This is a genomic window from Variovorax sp. OAS795, from assembly GCF_040546685.1.
In the GTDB taxonomy this organism is placed as follows: domain Bacteria; phylum Pseudomonadota; class Gammaproteobacteria; order Burkholderiales; family Burkholderiaceae_C; genus Variovorax.
Map to the genome: position 1 here is coordinate 1046598 of NZ_JBEPOH010000001.1, position 18775 is coordinate 1065372.

Sequence of the window (18775 nt, forward strand, 5' to 3'; positions counted from 1 at the left end):
GGAACACCATCATGACCACACCAGACCCCTTCGCCGCCTTCGAGTCGGAGCGCACGGTCATCAAGCCCAAGCCGCGCACGCCAGCCGGCACGCCGCCACCCTCCGCGGCGCCGGCGCCTTTCTTCGGCGGTGTCGATCCGACGCCGGCCGCCGACGTCGGCGAGATCGGGCTGCTCAACCCGCTGGTCTCGGCCGCGGGCAAGCTGCTGGTGCTGATCGGCAAGCTGCGCAACCTGGTGCAGCCGCCGAATGTGCCGGCCTTGCGCGCCTCCACCGCCGAGGCGGTGAACCAGTTCGATGCCGCTGCGCGCCGCGCCGGCGTGAGCAACGAGTCGGTCTTGGCGGCGCGCTACGTGCTGTGCACCGCGCTGGACGAAGCCGTGGCCAACACGCCCTGGGGCGTGCAGGCCGGCTGGAACAAGCAGAGCCTGCTGGTGCAGTTCCACAACGAGACCTGGGGCGGCGAGAAGGTGTTCCAGCTGCTCGCCAAGCTCGCGCAGGACGTGCCCACCCACCGCCAGCTGCTGGAGCTGATCTACAGCGTGCTCGCGCTCGGTTTCGAAGGCCGCTACCGCGTGGTCGACAACGGCCGCGCGCAGCTCGACCAGGTGCGCCAGCGGCTGGCGGACCTCATCGCCAAGGACCGCCCGCCGCTCGAAGCGGAGCTTTCGCCGCACTGGCGCGGGCAGGGCGCCGGCACGGTGCGGCTGCGCGAGTCGCTGCCGCTGTGGGTGTTCGCGGCCGGCTTCGCGCTGCTGCTCGCGCTGGCGTGGTTCGGCCTCCGGCTCACGCTCAACTACCGCTCCGACACCACCTATGCCGCCGTGTCGGGCCTGCGCGTGCCCAACCTGCAGATCGCGCCGCCCGCAGCGCCGGCCAAGACGCCCCGGCTCGCGCGCTTCCTGGAGCCCGAGATCAAGCAGGGCCTGGTCACCGTGACCGACGAGGCCGACCGCAGCGTGGTGCGCCTGCGCGGCGATTCCTTCTTCGGCTCCGGCAGCGCCGAGCCGATGTCGGCGTCGCTGCCGGTGCTGCGCCGCATCGGGCAGGCGCTGGCCGAGGTGAAGGGCGAGGTGCTGATCACCGGCCACTCTGACAACCAGCCGATCCGCTCGCTGCGCTATCCGTCCAACTGGCACCTGTCGGCCGCGCGCGCCGACGCGGTGAAGGGCGCGCTCACCACCCTGGTCGACCCCGCGCGCATGCGCTCCGACGGCAAGGCCGACGCCGAGCCCGTGGTGGCCAACGACACCCCGGCCAACCGTGCGCGCAACCGCCGCGTCGACATCGTGCTGCTGTCCGAGCCGGACCGGGTCGCTTCGGCAGGAGTGACGAAATGATCAAGAAAATCTTCGGATTCCTGTTCAGCCCGCTGCTGCTGACGATCCTCGCGCTGGTCATCGTCTCGCTGCTGATCTGGTGGATCGGCCCGCTGGTGAAGATCGGCGCCTGGGCACCGCTCGAGAGCGAACTGGTGCGCGCGCTGCTGATCGGCGCCATCGTGCTCATCGTGGTGCTGCGCGCGCTCTACCGCCGCTGGCGCACGCGCCGCGCGAGCCAGCACCTGACAGACGGCCTCATGAAGGCGCCGGCCGCCAAGACCGACGCGCCGGTCAACGGCGAGCAGAAGATCCTGGACACGCGCTTCAGCGAAGCCGTGGCCACGCTCAAGCAGATGCGCCTGCATGCGGCCGGCAAGAAGCCGGGCTGGCGCGACTGGCTTTCCATCTCCGGCGGCAGCTACCTGTACGACCTGCCGTGGTACGTGTTCATCGGCGCCCCCGGCGCGGGCAAGACCACGGCGCTGGTCAATTCGGGCCTGTCGTTCCCGCTGGCCGAGAAGTTCGGCCCCGGCGCCATCCGCGGTGTGGGCGGCACGCGCAACTGCGACTGGTGGTTCACCGACGAGGCCGTGCTCATCGACACCGCGGGCCGCTACACCACGCAGGACAGCCACCAATCGGAAGACAAGAGCGCATGGGAAGGCTTTTTGGGCCTGCTCAAGAAGGCGCGCCCGCGCCGCCCGCTCAACGGCGTGTTCCTGACCGTGAGCGTGGCCGACCTGCTGAGCCAGGGGCCCGAGCAGCGCACGCAGCTGGCCGCCTCCATCCGCGCGCGCCTGCTCGAACTCGATGCGAAGCTCACCACGCGGCTGCCGGTGTATGTGCTCGTCACCAAGAGCGACCTGCTCTACGGCTTCACCGACTACTTCGACGACCTGGGCAAGGAGCAGCGCGCGCAGGTGTTCGGCTTCACGCTCGCGGCCGGCGAGAACGTGCAGACCGAGGAGAAGGGCCTTTCGACCGCCTTCAACCGCGAGTTCGCGCTGCTGCACAACCGCGTCAACGACGGCCTCATCGCCCGCATGCAGCGCGAGACCGACGGCACGCGCCGCGCCGCGATCTTCGGTTTTCCGGCGCAGTTCGGCTCCATCGGCTCGATGCTGTCCGACCTGCTCGACCAGGTCTTCACCGGCTCGCGCTTCGCGCAGCCGCCGTGGGTGCGCGGCGTGTACTTCACCAGCGGCACGCAGGAGGGCAGCCCGATCGACCGCGTGATGGGCAGTCTGTCTCGCAGCTTCGGCCTGGAGCGCGCCATGCTCGCGCCGCAGAAGTCGAGCGGCCGCAGCTACTTTCTCACCGCGCTGCTGCGCGAGGTGGTGTTTCCCGAGCAGCGGCTGGCCGGCGCCAACGTGAAGCTGGAGCGCCGGCGCCATGCGCTGCGCATGGCGGGCGTGGCGGCCATGACGCTGGTCACGCTCGCACTGCTGGCGGGCTGGGGCTACAGCACGCTGCAGAACGTCAACTACCTGAAGTCGGTCGAGGCACGTGTCGAGCCCGCGCGCCAGAACCTCGCGGCGCTGCCGTCGCGGGTGCAGAACCTGGTCGAGGTGGCGCCCGTGCTGCAGAGCCTGCGCGACATCTGGAAGACGCCCGACAACCGGCAGGGCGACGAGCCGCTGTCGATGACGCTGGGCCTCTACCAGGGCGACAAGCTCGATGCGGCCGCCATGCTCACGCACCAGCGCGCGCTCAACGACGCCTTCCTGCCGCAGATCGCCAAGCGCATCGAGGACCAGCTGCGCACCGCGCAGAAGGACAACCTCGAGTACACCTACGAGGCGCTCAAGAGCTACCTCATGCTCTACCAGCCCGAGCACTTCGATGCCGAGGCGCTCAAGGCCTGGATCACGCTCGACTGGGCGCGCAGCCTGGACCGCGGCATTCCCGAGGACCAGCGCCAGGCGCTCGAGGACCAGCTCGACGTGCTCATCGCGCAAGGCCCGCCGCGCTCGCCGCTCAAGATGGACGAGAACCTGGTGCGCAGCGTGCGTGCCGTGCTCGCGAGCTATCCGCTGGAGCAGCGCGTGTTCAGCCGCCTCAAGCGCCAGCGCGCCACCAAGGACATTCCGGGCTTCAGCATCGCCACCGCCGCGGGGCCCTCGGCGCCGCTGGTGTTCGAGCGCATCAGCGGCAAGCCGCTGACCGAAGGCGTGCCGGGCATGTTCACCTACGACGGCTACCACAAGCGCTTCCAGAACGAAGTGACGGTGCTCACCGGCCTGCTCGCGCAGGAAGACCCGTGGGTGCTCGGCCAGGACCGCAGTGCCGCCGACCGCATGCGCGACGTGGCCGCGCTCGGCGCGCTGACCGACCGCGTGCGCCGGCTCTACCTGGCGGAATACGTCAAGGTGTGGGAGACGCTCTTGGCCGACGTGCGGCTGATCCGCGCCAGCGGGCTCGAGAAGAACATCGAGGCGGCGCGCATCCTCTCGGGCGTGGGTTCGCCGCTGGCCAACTTCCTGCGCGCGGTGGTGAAGGAAACCACGCTCATTCCGGCCGACCAGCCCAAGGACGTGGTGAGCAAGGCCACCGCCACGGTCGCCAACACCCGCAAGGGCCTCGAAGACCTGTTCGGCGGCGACCCCAACAAGGCCGTGGCCAGCGGCAAGCGCATCGAGAGCATCGTGGACGACCGCTTCGAGCCGCTGCGCCGCCTCGTCACGCCGGTGGCGCCCAACCAGCCCGCGCCCATCGACGACGCGCTCAAGCTCTTCAACGAGGTGTACGTGTACCTCAACGCCGTCGACACGGCCGTGAAGGGCCGCACCTCGCCGCCGCCCGGCGACGTGGCCGGCAAGCTCAAGTCCGACGCGGGCCGCCTGCCCGAGCCGGTGCGCACGATGGTCGAGAACCTGAGCCAGTCGGGCGCGGCGCAGGCACAGGTGGCCGAGCGCGGCAACCTGAGCCAGGACCTGCGCCCCGTGACCGAGTTCTGCAACCGCGCCATCGCGGGCCGCTACCCCTTCGTGGGCAGCAGCAAGCGCGACGTGCTGCCCGAGGACTTCGGCCAGATGTTCGGCGCCGGCGGCCTGATGGACGATTTCTTCCAGAAGCGCCTGGCCGCGCTGGTCGACACCAGCACCAAGCCGTGGCGCTACAAGCCCGTGGCCGAGCGCGGGGCGGTCACCACGCAGGCGCTGGCGCAGTTCGAGCGTGCCGCGCGCATCAAGGACATCTTCTTCCGCGGCGGCGGCCGCGGCCCATCGATGCGGCTGGACTTCAAGCCGGTGGAGATGGACGCGGGCATCACGCAATTCATCCTCGACGTGGACGGCCAGCTCGTGAAATACGCGCACGGCCCCGTGGTGCCCATGGCCGTGCAGTGGCCCGGTCCCAAGGGCAGCAACCAGGTGCGTATCCAGGTGAGCCCGCCATCGACCACTGGCAGCTCGGGTTCCGCGGTCGATGGGCCGTGGGCGCTGTTCCGCGCGCTCGACGACGGCCAGCTCGAAGCCGGCGACGCGCCCGAGAAGTTCTTCATCACCTTCCAGGTCGGTCCGCGCAAGACCCGCTTCGAGGTGACGACCAACAGCGTGCAGCACCCGATCCGCCTGAAGGAACTGCGCGAGTTCTCTTGTCCGGAGGGGCTGTGAGCGACGTGGCCGCTGCTTCTTCCTCCTCCTCTGTCTTCGCCTCCTCTTCGGCGGCGCTGCCGGGGTGGTTCGGCAAGTTGCCGGGCATGGGGGATTTTGCGCACCGGCGCCTGCCCGATTCGTTTCGTTCCGTGTGGGACCTGTGGCTTCAGCGCGGGCTCGCGCGCTTGAAGGACCGGCACGACGACTGGACCTCGCACTACCTCGAAGCGCCGATCTGGTGCTTTGCGCTTGGCCCGCAGGTCGTCGGCGATGGGGCCTGGATCGGCGTGCTGATGCCTTCGGTGGATGGGGTGGGGCGGTACTTCCCGTTCACCATCGCCATCGAACTGGATGCTTCCGTGGGCGAGGCGCTGCGGGGAGATGCGCTGCAAGCCGCATTGCGCTGGTGGGCGCTTGGCACGCGGGCTGCGCTCGAGGGGCTCGAGTCGGACCTGGATGCGCTGCGCTTCGATGCTTTGCTGGGGCGGTTGTTTGCCGCTGCTGGCGACGTGCAGGCGGGCGCGGTGGAGTCGCTGGTTTTGCCAGGGGCGGGGAGGTCGTCGTGGATGGGCGATCCTGGCGCTGAAGGGACGGTTCGCATGGTGGTTGCGGGGTTGCCTTTGGATGGGGAGTTCGAGGCTTTGTTTGTGGGGGGTGGGGAATGAGATCCTTGCTTTCTTTTTTTGTCCGAGGCCGGGTCTCGCCCCGGCGGGCGAGTCCCGGCCTCGGGAAGCAAGCACCCGTATGCGTTGAAACGGGAGCCAGCCAATGACCGAAGAAAACAAGCCGCCCGAAGACGACCGCACCCAGGTCATGTCCAGACCCGCCCCGCAACCCGCAGGCAACGAAGACACCTCCGCCACCGTCATCACAGCCAACCGCACAAGCCTGTCCAACGCCCCGGTCACAAGCCCGGCAACGGAAGGCAACGAAGCCGGCCTCCTCCCCGTCGGCAGCCGCCTCGCAGAATTCGAGATCACGCGCGTCGTGGGGCAGGGCGGCTTCGGCGTCGTCTACGAAGCCTGGGACCACACGCTCGAGCGCGTCGTCGCCATCAAGGAATACCTGCCGACCTCGCTGTCGACCCGGCAGCAGGACGGAACGGTGGTCCCGCTGTCGGAGCGCCACCGCGAGACCTTCGACCTCGGCATGCGCAGCTTCATCAACGAAGCCCGCCTGCTCGCGCAGTTCGACCATGCGTCGCTCTTGAAGGTCTACCGGTTCTGGCAGGAGCGCGGCACCACCTACATGGTGATGCCGTTCTACCGCGGCGACACGCTGCGCCAGGCGCTGGTGTCCATTCCCGCGGGCGTGGACGAGGCGTGGCTCATACGCATCATGGACGGCGTGACCCAGGCGCTGGCGGTGATGCACAGCGCCAACTGCTACCACCGCGACATCGCGCCCGACAACATCATCCTGCTCGAGGGCTCGGGCCGGCCCGTGGTGCTCGACTTCGGCGCCGCGCGCCGCGTGATCACCGACAAGACGCAGGCGATCACTGTCATCCTCAAGCCCGGCTACGCGCCCATCGAGCAGTACGCCGAGATGCCCGACATGTCGCAGGGCGCATGGACCGACGTCTATGCGCTCGCGGCCGTGATGCACGTGGCCGTGTGCGGCCGCGCACCGCCGCCTTCGGTGGCGCGGCTGCTGTCCGACAGCTACGTGCCGCTCGCGGGCAACGAGATCCTGCGCCAGCGCTACAGCCTGCGGCTGCTGCAGGCGATCGACGCGGGCCTGGGCGTTCGGCCCGAGGCACGGCCGCAGTCGATGGCCGAGTTCCGCGCCGCACTCGACCTCGAGGTGGGCCACAGCATCGCGCCGACGCCGCGCACCACGCCGCCGGGCGCGCGCAATACGCACGGCGAAGCCGACCTGCCGACGACCATCGGCCGCGGCAAGGCACCCGCGCCGGCACCTGCCCGGGGCGCGGGCGCAGGCGCGGGCGGAAAGAGCGGCAAGGCCGTGGCCGCGATCGCATCGGTCGCCGTGCTTGCTGCCGTGGCCGGCGGCGGCTGGTGGTGGTTCCAGGGCCGCGGCGCGGGTGCTGGCGTGGCGGGCGAGGGCGGCCAGCAGGTCGCGGTGGCCACGCCGCCGCCGCCGGAGCCGCGCGTGACCCAGGCGCCGCCACCGCCTCCGCCCCCGCCGCCCGCACCGCGCACGCCGCTCGATTCGCTGCAGTCGCTCGCGGCCGGCGCGGCGCCGGGCTTCGACGTGACGGCCACGCCGAAGAAGCCGGAGGTGGCGATCGGCAAGGACAAGCTCGCGTTCGAGGTCCGCAGCAAGCGCGAAGGCTTCGTCTACGTGTTCCTGCTGTCCAGTGGCGGCGAGATGTTCCTGCTGTTCCCCAACCTGCTCGACAAGTACAACAAGATCACCGCGAACAGCCCGCTGTCCCTGCCGCGCGCCTCCTGGCCGATGGATGCCGGCGGGCCGGCGGGGACCAACCAGTTCGCGGTGCTCGTGAGCCAGCACGAGCGCGACTTCAGCGCCTCGGGCATGCAGAACGACGGCGTGTTTCCGCAGTTTCCGCTGCCCGTGCTGGCGGCGCTCGAAGCGAGCCGCGGCACGGGGCCGTCGCCTTTGCTGGGCAAGCCGTCGTGCGCGCCCGGCGCCCCTTGCAACGACGTCTATGGCGTCGCGAATTTCAAAATCGTCGAGAAGTAATCGTCTGTAGAGCATTGGCCCGCTGGGCCGTCTTTCGGACAAGGAGGCTTTCATGTACACGCAGTCGCCGATTTTCGTTTCCACCCTTCGCTGGGCCGCCGTCGCGGCGGCCGTGCTGGCTGCGGGCTGCGCCAACACGCCGGCAGGCAACGCGGGCGCAAGCGCCGGCACGGCCACCGCCGCGCCAGACACCACGGCCACGCCACCGGCCGCGACGCCGCGGCCGGCCGCCACCGGCGGGAGCGTGGCGGGGCAGGCGCGGACCTTCTCGACCCAACTGGCGACCTACACCTCGGTCAGCTTCGATGCGGTGCCCGGCTGGGCGCGCGACGATTTTTCCGAGAGCTGGCCGGCCTTCCTCGGCAGCTGCAAGGTGCTCACCGGCCGGGGCGCCGAGTGGAAGGACGTCTGCGCCCGCGCCCTGCGCGTGGACAGCAAGAACAACACCGCCATCCGCGCCTTCTTCGAGCAGGAGTTCTCGGCCTACCAGATCCGTGATGACGACCGCAAGCCGGACGGCGTGGTCACCGGCTACTTCGAGCCCGAGATCGCGGGCAGCCGGCAGTACGCGGCGCCCTACATCTACCCCGTCTACGGCCAGCCCGAGGACATGCTGTTTGCCGACGTGCGCAAGCTGCCGGCCGGCAACGGCACCGTGGCCGCGCGCGTCGAAGGCCGCAACGTGGTGGTGCAGACGGGGCTCAGCACGCGCGACATGGGCGCGCCGGGCCTCTATGCGCTCGACCTCTCGGCCCTGACGCGCGACACGCTCGACCGCAAGGTGCGCCTGCGCATCGAGGGCAAGCAGCTGCTGCCCTACTACACGCGCGAAGAAATCGAGACCAAGGGCGCGCCCAATGCCAAGGTGCTGGCCTTCGTGAGCAGCGCCACCGCGTTGTACGAGATGCAGATCCAGGGTTCGGGCCGCATCAAGCTGGCCAACGGCGACATCGTGCGCGTGGCCTATGCCGAGCAGAACGGCCAGCCCTTCAGGCCCACGCTGGCGCAAGCTGCAAACGGCAAGCCGCGCTCGCCGGTCAAGGTGCGTGGCTCGTCCATCGAGCTGCAACTCGACGACGGCGACGAGGACGACGACGTGGGAAGCACCTCGACCAGCACCATCCGCACGCGCGGCTTCACGCTCGCGCGGCCCGTCACGAGCGGCGCGGTCGTGGTGCCCGGGCGGCGCGCGGCCGGTCCGGTTGCGGGCTCTGGCATCCAGGACCCGAGCTATGTGTTCTTCAAGGAGTCGCCGTCGCCTTCGGGCGGGCCGGTGGGTGCGTTCGGCGTGCCCTTGTCCGCGGGCCGCTCGATCGCGGTGGACCCGCGCAGCACGCCGCTCGGCTACCCGGTGTTCGTCTCCACGCGCGCGCCCGGCACCGGTGCGCCCATGCAGCGCCTCACCATTGCGCAGGACACCGGCGGCGCGATCCGCGGCGCGGTGCGGGCCGACTATTTCTTCGGCAACGGCCAGCAGGCCGCCACCAACGCGCGCCGCATGAAGGAGCGCGGCCAGCTCTGGATCCTGTTGCCGCGCGGCCTCGCCGTGGCGTCGGCATCGGTATCCTCGGCCATCCGCACGCGCGGCGGCCCTGTGGGCGCGGGCCTGCCGCAATGCCTGGTGCCGACGGAAGGCGTGTGCGTGGACGACTAGTCCGATCGCCTTTGCATCGCTGGCCGCTTCGTCATGCAGGAAACCCTTTCGTCCGCGGAGAGCTCCGCGCTTGTCCGCCTCTGGCGGCGGCGGCAGACGCTGTCGCCGGACGACATGGGCAGCATGTACCGCATCGTGGGCGACGCGCTCGTGGCCTGCAATCCGCCCGAGCTCCAGGCGCTGGGCGAGGGGCGGCAGGAGCTGGTGGCGCAGTTCATCTATGTGAAGGTGCTGCGGCTCGATGCCGATCCCGACGAGGCCGACGAACGCGCGGGCCACAGCGCACCCTCGAGCGCCTTCGCCCTGTGCGCCTATTTCCGGCGCTACCTGATCGACTGCACGCGCGCGAGCTCCTTTCGCCGCAAGCTTTCGATCGGCGAGCAGGTCACGGAGGCGCAGCTGGAAGACGCGCTCGGCGCCCACGAAGACCTCGATGGCTGCCTGGCGGAGCACGGCCTCGGCGCCGGCAAGGTGCAGCTGGCCGCGCGCGCCTTCATCGCCGAGCTGCCCGAGCCCGAACGCATCCTGCTGTGCGAAGGCTTCGGCAAGGAGGCCGAGGGCGGCCTCTCGGGCATCGCGTCGCGCCATGCCATCGCCTCCTACCACTACCGCGCGGGCCGGCTGGGCCTGGTGCACAAGCGCGAAGGCCTCACCGCCGACTACGCGAGGACCCGCATCGGCGGCTGGATCCAGCAGACGCTGGGCATCGCCATCGAGCCCGGGAACATGGCCGCGATCCTGCAGGTTTTCAAAATCCTCGGTGCTGAAGCGTCTTATGCCTGAAGACATAGCCATTCAGGAACAGACCGCCATGCACACCGACCTCTGGCCCCCTCTCAGCGTGATCCGAAGTGCGTTCGACGGCAACGTCCCCGCGGCGCCCGGCGCCTTCGGCGGCGAAGCCGTCGTCGCCGTGCCGGGCGCTGCCGCCCGTACCGCCGCCGCGCCGCCGCGCGCGGTGCTCGATCTCGTGCTTCCGCTCTCCGAATTGGCCCGGCGCCGCGAGGCTGTCGCCCAGCGCGCCTTCAACGCGCGCTGGGCGCCGGGCCGCCTCGTCAGCGTGGTGGTCGAAGGCCGCCTGCTCGGCGTTCTGCTCGATCGCTGCGTCCACGGCCACCAATGGCAGGGCTGGATGGCCGCGGGCGAGGCCGACTGGGCCGGCGCCTACGACGTCCTGCTCGAACCCGACGACGAGCCCTTCGAGCCCGCCTTCGGATTGATCCAGGCCTGGAACGTGCTCACGCTCGAACCCAGCCCCCAGCTGTGCGCGCGCGTGCTCGGCGAGGTCTCGGCCACGCGGCTGGCCGCGATCCGCGCGGTGCACGACGAATGGGCCGCGCAAGTCCCGCTGGCCATCGCGCCCGAACCCGGGCGCATCGCATTGCGCACCGTGGGCGGCGTGTTCCCGGTGCTTTCGGGAACGCCGCTCGGCAAGGAAGACCCGCGCGCCGACTACCAGGCGATCTACCGCGATGCCGCATCGCAGCTGGGCACGTCCTTGCTGCCGGGTGCTGGCCGTGCGCCCGTGGACGCCGGCGCACCGCCCGCGAAGCCGCAGCCCAGGCCCGAGGGCGGCTGGTGGGGCAGCATCCGCCGCTGGTTCGGCGCCGAAGGCTGGGTGCGGCCCGCGTTCGCGGTGCTCGCGCTGGTCGTGGTGGTGCAGAACGTCGGCCTTCCGGGCCACCGCAGCGGCGACGACGACGACGTGCGCTTTCGCGCCGTGCCCGCCACTCCTTCGGCCCCACAGGCGAACCTGGTCGTGCGCTGGAAGGATGGCGTGCGCATCGACGAAGCCGACCGGCTCCTGCAATCGGTCTCGGCCGAGGTGCTGGGCGGACCCGGCACGCAGGGTGCGTGGCGCTTGCGTGTGCCCGATCCGGCGCAAGCCCAGGCGGTGCTCGCGGCTTCGGCGCTGGTGCAGTCGGCGGGGCCGGCCACGGAGCGCCCATGATGTTCATGGCGCCTGCGTTTCTCTCCCTCCCCCCCGGGGGGAGGGCAGGGGCGGGGGCAAGCGGCGCATCCATCGGGCGCGCTGCCCGCCCCCATGCCCGCCTTCTCCCAGCGGGGGAAGGAGCCACACGCTTCTTGCAGCTGCTGTTGTCCCTCGCGCTGCTGCTCGCCGGCAACGCCGTCTTCGCCGCCCAGCGCGCCCTGCTCGTCGGCGTTTCCGAACTCGTCAACCAACCGCAGTCGCTCTGGCTGCAGGCGCCGCGCAACGATGTGATGCTGATGCGCGATGCGCTGCTGAAGCAGGGCTTCGCGGCACCCGACATCACCGTGCTGGCCGACGGCGTGGGCGGCGCGGCGCTGCCCGAATCGCGCGCCATCCACGAGGCGCTCGGCCGGCTGCTCGCGCAATCCAGGAGCGGCGACTTCGTGCTGCTGTATTTCTCAGGCCATGGCGCGCGCTGGCGCGACGCCGGCAAGCGCTACCAGGAGCCCGACGGCCTGGCCGAGAACTTCCTCGCGCGCGACGTGCGCGGCGCGGTGGGCGTGGACACGGCGCTCGCCGGCGGCGTGCGCGACGTGGACTTCGACGCCTGGGTGCAGGCCTTTCTCGCGCGCAATGTGTTCGTGTGGTCGGTGTTCGACACCTGCGCCGCCACCTCGATGACGCGCAGCACCCAGGCCGCCGCCGGCGGCACCGCCGAAGGCCCGCCAGACGACGAAGTGCGCTGGCGCGGACTGCGTGCCGCGCAGTTGCGCGGCGCGCTGCCGCAGGCCACCGCCGAGGCCGCCGTGCCGGCCACACCGCCGGCATCGGAACGCGTGGCGCGGGCACGCTACGTGGCCTTCTTCGCATCGGAGAGCCACCAGATCACGCCCGAGCTCCGCCTTCCGCGCAAGAGCCGCGGCGCGCAGCCGCAGGGCCTGCTCACCTGGGCCGTGGTGGGCGCGCTCGAGCGCCGGCCCGCCACCTGGCGCGAGCTTTTCGACGGCGTGCTCTCCTTCTATCCACCGGTCATCGACGAGCTCGCGCAGCGCTTCCCCACCCGCGAGCTGCCGTCGCCGGTGGCCGAAGGCAACCTCGATGCGCAGCTGTTCGCCAACAGCGACGTGGCGGCCTCGACGCGGCCGGTGTGGCGCGCGCAGCGCAGCGGCGACACCCTCGTGCTGCAGGCGGGGCTGATCGACGGGCTCCAGCCGCAGCAAGAGCTGCGGCTCACCGCCACGATGGAAGACGGCACCGTGCGCAGCGAAAAGGCGCGGCTGCTGCAGGCCGACATCGATTCCGCGCGCGTGGCCGTGCCGCCCGCACTGCGCGCGCTTTCGGGCGCCGCGTCGTGGAGCGCTTCTGCGCTGGCGCCGCCGCCCGCGCTCGCGTTGCGCGTGCGCGGCGACAAGGGCGCACTGCCGCCGCGCATGAGCCTGGACTACCCGGCGTCGGTCGCCGCGGTGGCCGGCAATGCACCCGGCGAGGCACCGGCCGACGTGCGCTGGACCGACCTCGGCGCGGCCGGCCTGCGCATCGAGGTGCTGTCGCCCGCGCTGCGCAGCGGCTCAGAGGCCTCGGCGCAGGTGGTGCCCGACCAGGCCGGGCTGCGCCGCCGGCTCGAAGCCCTGGCCCGCCTGAAGTGGTGGACCCAGCTCGCCGCGCTCGGCACTGGCGGCAGTGCGCAGGTCGAGGGGCTCGAGGCCGTCCTGGAGATCTGGAGCGGCGAGCGCCTGGTGCGCAGCGAACCGGTGCAGCGGGCGGGCGCATCGCTCCTGCCGCTGCGCGCGGGCGAGCGCGCCGCGCTCAGCGTGCGCAACGCCAGCGGCCATTCGATCGACATGGTGGTGGTGGGCGTGGACGCGCAGGGCGGCTTGCGCGCGGTCTACCCCGACGACCCGGGCGAGACCAACCGCTTCGAGCGCGGCACGCCGGGTGCGCCCGCCGCCAAGCGCTTCGAGCTGCCCTGGTTCGAGGCGCCCGGCGGCCGCCTGCTCGTGCTGGCTTCCACCGCCAGCCCCTACACCAGCCCGCGCCTCTTCGGGGCGGGGCCGAGCGATGCGGGCGCGCCCGAGGTGCGCGTGCGCGGGCAACTGTCCGAAGGCAAGGCCCGCCAGACCTTTGCCGCCATGGTGCATTGGGCGGGCGATGCGCCGCCCGCCAAGTAACTGCTTTTTTGTTCTCAGGAGATCGACATGAGCTGGACCTACGATGGAAGACTGGACCCCGACGAGGCCCTGCGGCTGCTCGACTACCTGTCGGGCGAATCGGGCAACGACTTCTCGATGATGATCGAGAGCAAGGGCACGCCGATCGAGGGCGAGTCGGTGCGCACCTACGAGGACGGCAAGCAGCGCATGGACATCGGCGGCTACTCGTACAAGTCCGACGTCGCCATTCCGCCGGGCTCGACCAAGGGCAAGCTGCGCAGCTACTCGTTCATCGTCGTGCGCGACTGCGACGCCGCCACCGCCTCCATCGCCAGCCTGCTGAAGAACCAGGAAAACGATCTCAAGGTCACGGTGTCGGTCTTCAAGGCCGGCGGCGACAGCTCCAAGGACCTGCAGTCGCACCTGGAGTTCGTGCTCGAGGGCGCGCGGGTCGACTGCCACGCCATCGTCACCGGCGGCACGCCCAAGCGGCCGTGCGACATCGTCTTCTTCCACTACACCAAGCTGGAGATCCGCTCGGCACCGCAGCAGAAGACCGGCGCGCGCGGCGCAGTGCGCACCTGCACTTTCACCGGCAACTGAAGCGGACCGAACGGAGAAACCCATGAGCACCTCTGCCGAACTCATCAAGTCCTCCGACCCGGTCGCTGCGCTCAAGGCGCTGAGCGACGAGGTCCGCGCCAAGCCCGCCGACAGCAAGCAGCGCGTCTTCATGGCGCAGCTGCTGTGCGTGCTGGGCCAGTGGGAGCGCGCGCTCAACCAGCTGACCGTCGCGGCCGAGCTCGACGCGCTCGCCGTTCCCATGAAGCAGGTCTACGGCGAGGCCGTGCGCTGCGAGGGCCTGCGCGCCGAGGTGTTTGCCGGCACGCGCACGCCCATGATCTTCGGCCAGCCGGACGAATGGCTGGCACTGCTGATCGAATCGCTGCTGCGCCAGGGCCGCGGCGAGCTCGACCTGGCCGAAGACCTGCGCCAGCGTGCCTTCGATGCCGCACCCGCCATCGGCGGCACCATCGACGGCGTGCCTTTCGAATGGCTGGCCGATGCCGACATGCGGCTGGGCCCCGTGCTCGAGGCCTTCGTCAACGGCAAGTACTACTGGATTCCCTATGCGCGGCTCGCGCACATCAAGATCGAAGCGCCGGAAGACCTGCGCGACTGCGTTTGGATGCCCGCGCACCTGCTCCTGGAGAACGGCGGCGAGACGCTGGCGCTCATTCCCACCCGCTACGAAGGCACCGAGAAAAGCCAGGATGGCGAACTGCTGCTCGCGCGCAAGACCGAGTGGCGCGAACTGCGCCCAGAGGTCTGGGCCGGCTGTGGCCAGCGCGTGCTCGGCAGCGATGCGGGCGAGTACGCGCTCATGGACGTGCGCGAGATCCTCTTCAACGCGGTGGCGCAGCCGATCGAGGAGGGCGCAGCGGAACAGGGCGGCCACGGTGGTTGAGCTCACGGCCCAGGAGCGCCTTCAGCCGTCGCTGCTCGACCGGCTGGTGGACCATGCGCCCGACGAGAAGCGCGAGAGCGACGAGAAGCGCACGCTGACCAAGCAGGCGCTGCGCCAGGCCGTGCTGCGCGACCTGAGCTGGCTCTTCAACGCCACCGGCTACGGCCTGGCGATGGACGACAGGCAATACCCCCACGCCGCGCGCTCCGTCATCAATTACGGATTGCCTATGCTGTCTGGCCAGTTCACCTCGTCGGTGCAGCGTGTCAGCATGGAACAGGCTTTGAAGAACGCGATCCTGCAGTTCGAGCCCCGCATCCTGCCCCGAACCCTCGAAGTCGAACTCGTCATGGAAGGCTCCGCACTGGACTCCCACAACAGCATTGGCCTGCAGATCCGCGGGATGCTGTGGGCGCAGCCCGTGCCGCTCGAGTTCCTGATGCGCAGCCGCGTCGACCTGGAAGAAGGCCGGATCGAGATCGTGGACATGGCGCAGCGCTCATGAGCGTGCGGCCTTTCCTGGAGTGATGCCGTGGACCCCCGGTTGCTGAACCTCTACGAGCAGGAGCTGCGCTACTTTCGCGAGAGCTCCTCGGAGTTCGCGCGCGCGTTTCCCAAGATCGCGCACCGCCTGGGCATCGAGGGCCAGGAGGTCGCCGACCCGTATGTGGAGCGGCTGATCGAGGCCACGGCGTTCCTGTCGGCGCGCGTCAATCTGAAGCTCGATGCCGAGTACCCGCGCTTCACGGGCCACCTGCTCGACATCGTCTATCCCAACTTCCTTGCGCCCACGCCGGCCATGGCCGTGGCCTCGTTCGCGCACGACCCCGACGACGCCAACCTGGCCACCGGTCCCACGCTGCCGCGCGGCAGCGGGCTGCGCGCGCGCCAGGCCGTGGGGCAGAACACGCATTGCGAGTTCCGCACCGCAGGTGCACTGCGGCTCTGGCCCATCGAGGTGCAGCGCGCGCAGTACTTCACCTATGCGCCGGACCTGCCGCTCAACACGCACCCGCAATCGCGTGCCATCCGCGGAGGCCTGCGCATCGGGCTGCATGCCACCGCCGGCCTCAAGTTCAACCAGATCGCGATCGACGAGCTGGTGATGCACCTGGGGGGTGCCGAAGACGTGGCCTGGCAGCTGCACGAATGCGCACTGGGCCAGCCCATCGGCGTGATGGTGCGGCCGCTGTCGCCCACCGGCGCATTGCAGGGCGAGGCGCGCAGCCTGCCCGCAAGCGCCATCGGCGCCGTGGGCTTCGAGGACGACGAGGCGCTGCTGCCCGTCACGGCCACGGGCTTCTCGGGCTTCCGGCTGCTGCAGGAGTACTTCGCGTTTCCGCAGCGCTTCCAGTTCCTTCGGATCTCGGGGCTGCAGGCGCTGCTGTCCACCATGCCGGTGTCCGACCTGGAACTGGTGCTGCTTTTTTCGCGCGGCGATGCGGCGCTCGAAAAGCTCGTGGGGGTGGACAACGTGCAGCTGCACTGCGTGCCGATCGTCAACCTGTTCAACAAGCGGCTCGACCGCGTGCCGCTGACCGAGGGCGTGAGCCAGTTCCACCTGGTGCCCGACCGCACGCGCCCGCAGGATTTCGAGGTGCACACGGTGACCGAGGTCGTCGGCCACGGCGCGCCCGGCGCGGACGCGGCAGCGGCCGAGCAGCTGTTCCGGCCCTTCTATTCGGCCTTCCACGGCACGCGGCACAGCCACCCGGCCTACTTCACGACCACGCGCGATCCGCGCATGCTGTCGGTGCGGCAGCGCACCGAAGGCCATCGCAGCAGCCACATCGGCTCCGAGGTCTACATGCAGATCGTCGATCCGCAGCAGGCGCCCTATTCGGCCGCGCTGCGGCAGCTGGCGGTGTCCGCGCTGTGCACCAACCGCGACCTGCCGCTCCTGATGCCGCTCGGCCGCGAAAATGACTTCGACTGCATCGACTCGTTCCCGGCGCAGCGCGTGCGCATGGTGCGCGGACCGTCGCGGCCGGTGTCGCCGGTGGTGAGCCAGGGCCTCGGATGGCGCGTGCTCGACCACCTGGCGCTCAACTACCTTTCCATTTCCGACAGCACGCCGGAGCAGGGCGCCGCGGCGCTGCGCGAAACCCTGATGCTCTATGCCGTGCACGCCGACGAGATGCGCCAGGGCCAGGTGCGCGGCCTGCTGTCGGTCAAGAGCAAGCCGGTGGCGCGCCGCCTGCCGCTCAAGGGGCCGATCGCCTTCGGACGCGGGCTCGAGGTGACGGTCGAGGTCGACAAGGACGCCTTCCACGGGCACAGCGTCTTCCTGTTCGGTGCCGTGCTGTCGCGCTACCTGGCGCGCCACGTGGAGGTCAACCACTTCGTCGAGACGGTGCTGCGCGTGGCGGGCAAGGGCGAGAACATGCGATGGAGGCCGCTGTGCGGGACACGCCAGATTCTGTAGCCGGCCGCGTCGACGGCGCGCTGCGCGCATGGTCGGCCGAGCCCTGGTCCTTCGACTACTTCGCGGTGATGCGGCGGCTCGAGTCGGTGGCCGGCACCACGCCGCGCTGGGGCCGCGCGCTGCTGCCGAGCGCCGAGCCGGTGCGCGTGGGGCAGGAGCCGTCGCTGTCGTTCGCGCCCGCCAGCTTCAGCCGCTTCGAGCCCGCGACAGCCGATTCGCCGCCGCGCCTGCGCCAGCATTTCTTCAGCTACGTGGGCCCCAACGGCCCGCTGCCGGTGCACCTGAGCGACTTCATCCGCGAGCGCAGCCTGAACCATGGCGACCCGACCTGGCTGGCCTTTCTCGACAGCTTCCTGCACCGCTTCTCGCTGCACTTCTACCGTGCCTGGGCCCAGTCGCGGCCCGCGGTGGCGCTCGACCGTCCGGGCGAAGACCGCTTCCGGCTGCAGGTGGGCGCGCTCGTGGGCATGGGCATGCCCGGGCGCATCGGCCGCGACGAGATCCACGACGACGCGCGGCTCCATTTCTCGGGCTGGCTGGCGCGCCGCGTGCACAACGCGGAGAGCGTGGAATCGGTGCTGTGCAGCTACTTCGGCGTGCCCGTCACGCTCGAGCGCTGGGTCGGCCACTGGATGAGCCTGCCCGCGGGCGAACTCACGCGGCTCGGGCAGGGCGAGAGTTCGCGCTCGATGGGCATGGGCGCCATGCTCGGCACGCGGGCGTGGGACCGGCAGCACCGCGTGCGCCTGCACGTGGGCCCGCTCTCTCTGGACCAGTACCGCATGTTCCTGCCCATCGGCGATGCGCAGCCCGTGCTGCAGCGCTGGATGCAGCAGCTGCTCGGCGACGAGCTCGAGTGGGACGCGCAGCTTGCGCTGCAAGGCGCGCAGGTGCCGCCCACGCGCCTGGGGCAAGCCAAGGGCAACGCGCCGCGCCTCGGATGGATCGCGTGGCTCGGGCAGCGCCCGCGCGCCAAGGATGCGGCGGACGTGCGCATAGGCAGCCGCCCGATGGCCGCCCGTGCCGCCCAGGCCACCGTGGGAGCCGCCGCATGACGACGACGCCCGCGCACCCGGACACGACGGCGCATGCGGCCGCGCTGGCGCAAGCCGCGGCCCTGATCAAGGCACAGGAGCTGGAAGCGGCGAGCGAATTGCTCGACCGCATCCTGGACGCCGGGCCGGACGACCCCGACGCCCTGCACTACCAGGGCCTGCTGCGCCATGCGCAAGGCCGCAGCAACGAGAGCATCGCGTTGATCGGGCGGTCGCTCACGCTGCAACCCGCGCAGAGCGGCGCCTGGAACAACCTGGGCAACCTGCTGGTCGAGACCGGCCGCATCGACGACGCGATGCTTGCCTACCACAACAGCATCTCCTTCGCGAAAGAAGGCGATGAAGGTGCCGATGCGTTGAGCAACATTGCATCGCTCGAATGCAGGAAAGGCCACTGGCAGGCCGCCGAGCGTGTCAGCCGCCGCGCGCTCGAGCTGCGGCCGGAATTCAGCGAGGCCTGGTACAACCTGTCGATCGCGCTGATGGAGCAGGGGCGCATCCA

13 protein-coding genes and 1 pseudogene are annotated in these 18775 nt (G+C 70.5%); all 14 read left to right on the forward strand.

From position 1 onward, the window contains the following. Positions 1–11: 11 nt before the first annotated feature. A complete protein-coding gene (locus ABID97_RS04990; RefSeq protein ID WP_354397441.1) occupies positions 12–1340 on the forward strand; it encodes a DotU family type VI secretion system protein in 1329 nt (442 codons plus the stop codon). Continuing rightward, entirely contained in the window at positions 1337–4936 is a 3600-nt protein-coding gene (gene tssM, locus ABID97_RS04995) for a type VI secretion system membrane subunit TssM (protein ID WP_354397442.1), read from the forward strand. Before ABID97_RS04990 ends, tssM begins: the two co-directional genes overlap by 4 nt. After that, positions 4933–5583 (forward strand): type VI secretion system-associated protein TagF, encoded by a 651-nt coding sequence (gene tagF / locus ABID97_RS05000; protein WP_354397443.1) that lies wholly within the window; start codon positions 4933–4935, stop codon positions 5581–5583. Before tssM ends, tagF begins: the two co-directional genes overlap by 4 nt. Positions 5584–5686: 103 nt before the next feature. Then, entirely contained in the window at positions 5687–7588 is a 1902-nt protein-coding gene (locus ABID97_RS05005; protein WP_354397444.1) for a protein kinase domain-containing protein, read from the forward strand. 52 nt (positions 7589–7640) lie between these two features. After that, entirely contained in the window at positions 7641–9242 is a 1602-nt protein-coding gene (gene mltA, locus ABID97_RS05010; protein WP_354397445.1) for a murein transglycosylase A, read from the forward strand. 33 nt (positions 9243–9275) lie between these two features. Then, positions 9276–10025, forward strand: a complete 750-nt coding sequence (locus ABID97_RS05015; RefSeq protein ID WP_354397446.1) for a hypothetical protein — start codon at positions 9276–9278, stop codon at positions 10023–10025. 28 nt (positions 10026–10053) lie between these two features. Beyond that, positions 10054–11193 (forward strand): hypothetical protein, encoded by a 1140-nt coding sequence (locus ABID97_RS05020; protein WP_354397447.1) that lies wholly within the window; start codon positions 10054–10056, stop codon positions 11191–11193. Between the two features lie 134 nt (positions 11194–11327). Continuing rightward, on the forward strand, positions 11328–13343 hold the full coding sequence (locus tag ABID97_RS05025) for a caspase family protein (RefSeq protein ID WP_354397448.1): 2016 nt from the start codon (positions 11328–11330) through the stop codon (positions 13341–13343). 27 nt (positions 13344–13370) lie between these two features. Further along, entirely contained in the window at positions 13371–13928 is a 558-nt protein-coding gene (locus ABID97_RS05030; protein ID WP_354397449.1) for a hypothetical protein, read from the forward strand. 22 nt (positions 13929–13950) lie between these two features. Further along, entirely contained in the window at positions 13951–14793 is an 843-nt protein-coding gene (locus ABID97_RS05035; protein ID WP_354397450.1) for a type VI secretion system accessory protein TagJ, read from the forward strand. Then, on the forward strand, positions 14786–15298 hold the full coding sequence (gene tssE, locus ABID97_RS05040) for a type VI secretion system baseplate subunit TssE (RefSeq protein WP_354397451.1): 513 nt from the start codon (positions 14786–14788) through the stop codon (positions 15296–15298). The genes ABID97_RS05035 and tssE overlap by 8 nt, the downstream gene beginning before the upstream one ends. Before the next feature lie 27 nt (positions 15299–15325). Continuing rightward, positions 15326–17218, forward strand: a complete 1893-nt coding sequence (gene tssF, locus ABID97_RS05045; protein WP_354397452.1) for a type VI secretion system baseplate subunit TssF — start codon at positions 15326–15328, stop codon at positions 17216–17218. Beyond that, positions 17194–18273: a type VI secretion system baseplate subunit TssG gene (tssG, locus tag ABID97_RS05050; protein ID WP_354397453.1), complete on the forward strand. Its 1080-nt coding sequence runs from the start codon at positions 17194–17196 to the stop codon at positions 18271–18273. The genes tssF and tssG overlap by 25 nt, the downstream gene beginning before the upstream one ends. After that, positions 18270–18746: pseudogene (locus tag ABID97_RS05055) on the forward strand (tetratricopeptide repeat protein); the annotation flags it as partial. The gene tssG and the pseudogene ABID97_RS05055, both read left to right, overlap by 4 nt. Positions 18747–18775 lie beyond the last annotated feature (29 nt).

Coding starts and splice junctions, on each gene's coding strand:
- ABID97_RS04990 (WP_354397441.1), top strand. CDS start 12: ATGACCACACCAGACCCCTTCGCCGCCTTCGAGTCGGAGCGCACGGTC.
- tssM (WP_354397442.1), top strand. CDS start 1,337: ATGATCAAGAAAATCTTCGGATTCCTGTTCAGCCCGCTGCTGCTGACG.
- ABID97_RS05005 (WP_354397444.1), top strand. CDS start 5,687: ATGACCGAAGAAAACAAGCCGCCCGAAGACGACCGCACCCAGGTCATG.
- mltA (WP_354397445.1), top strand. CDS start 7,641: ATGTACACGCAGTCGCCGATTTTCGTTTCCACCCTTCGCTGGGCCGCC.
- ABID97_RS05015 (WP_354397446.1), top strand. CDS start 9,276: ATGCAGGAAACCCTTTCGTCCGCGGAGAGCTCCGCGCTTGTCCGCCTC.
- ABID97_RS05020 (WP_354397447.1), top strand. CDS start 10,054: ATGCACACCGACCTCTGGCCCCCTCTCAGCGTGATCCGAAGTGCGTTC.
- ABID97_RS05030 (WP_354397449.1), top strand. CDS start 13,371: ATGAGCTGGACCTACGATGGAAGACTGGACCCCGACGAGGCCCTGCGG.
- ABID97_RS05035 (WP_354397450.1), top strand. CDS start 13,951: ATGAGCACCTCTGCCGAACTCATCAAGTCCTCCGACCCGGTCGCTGCG.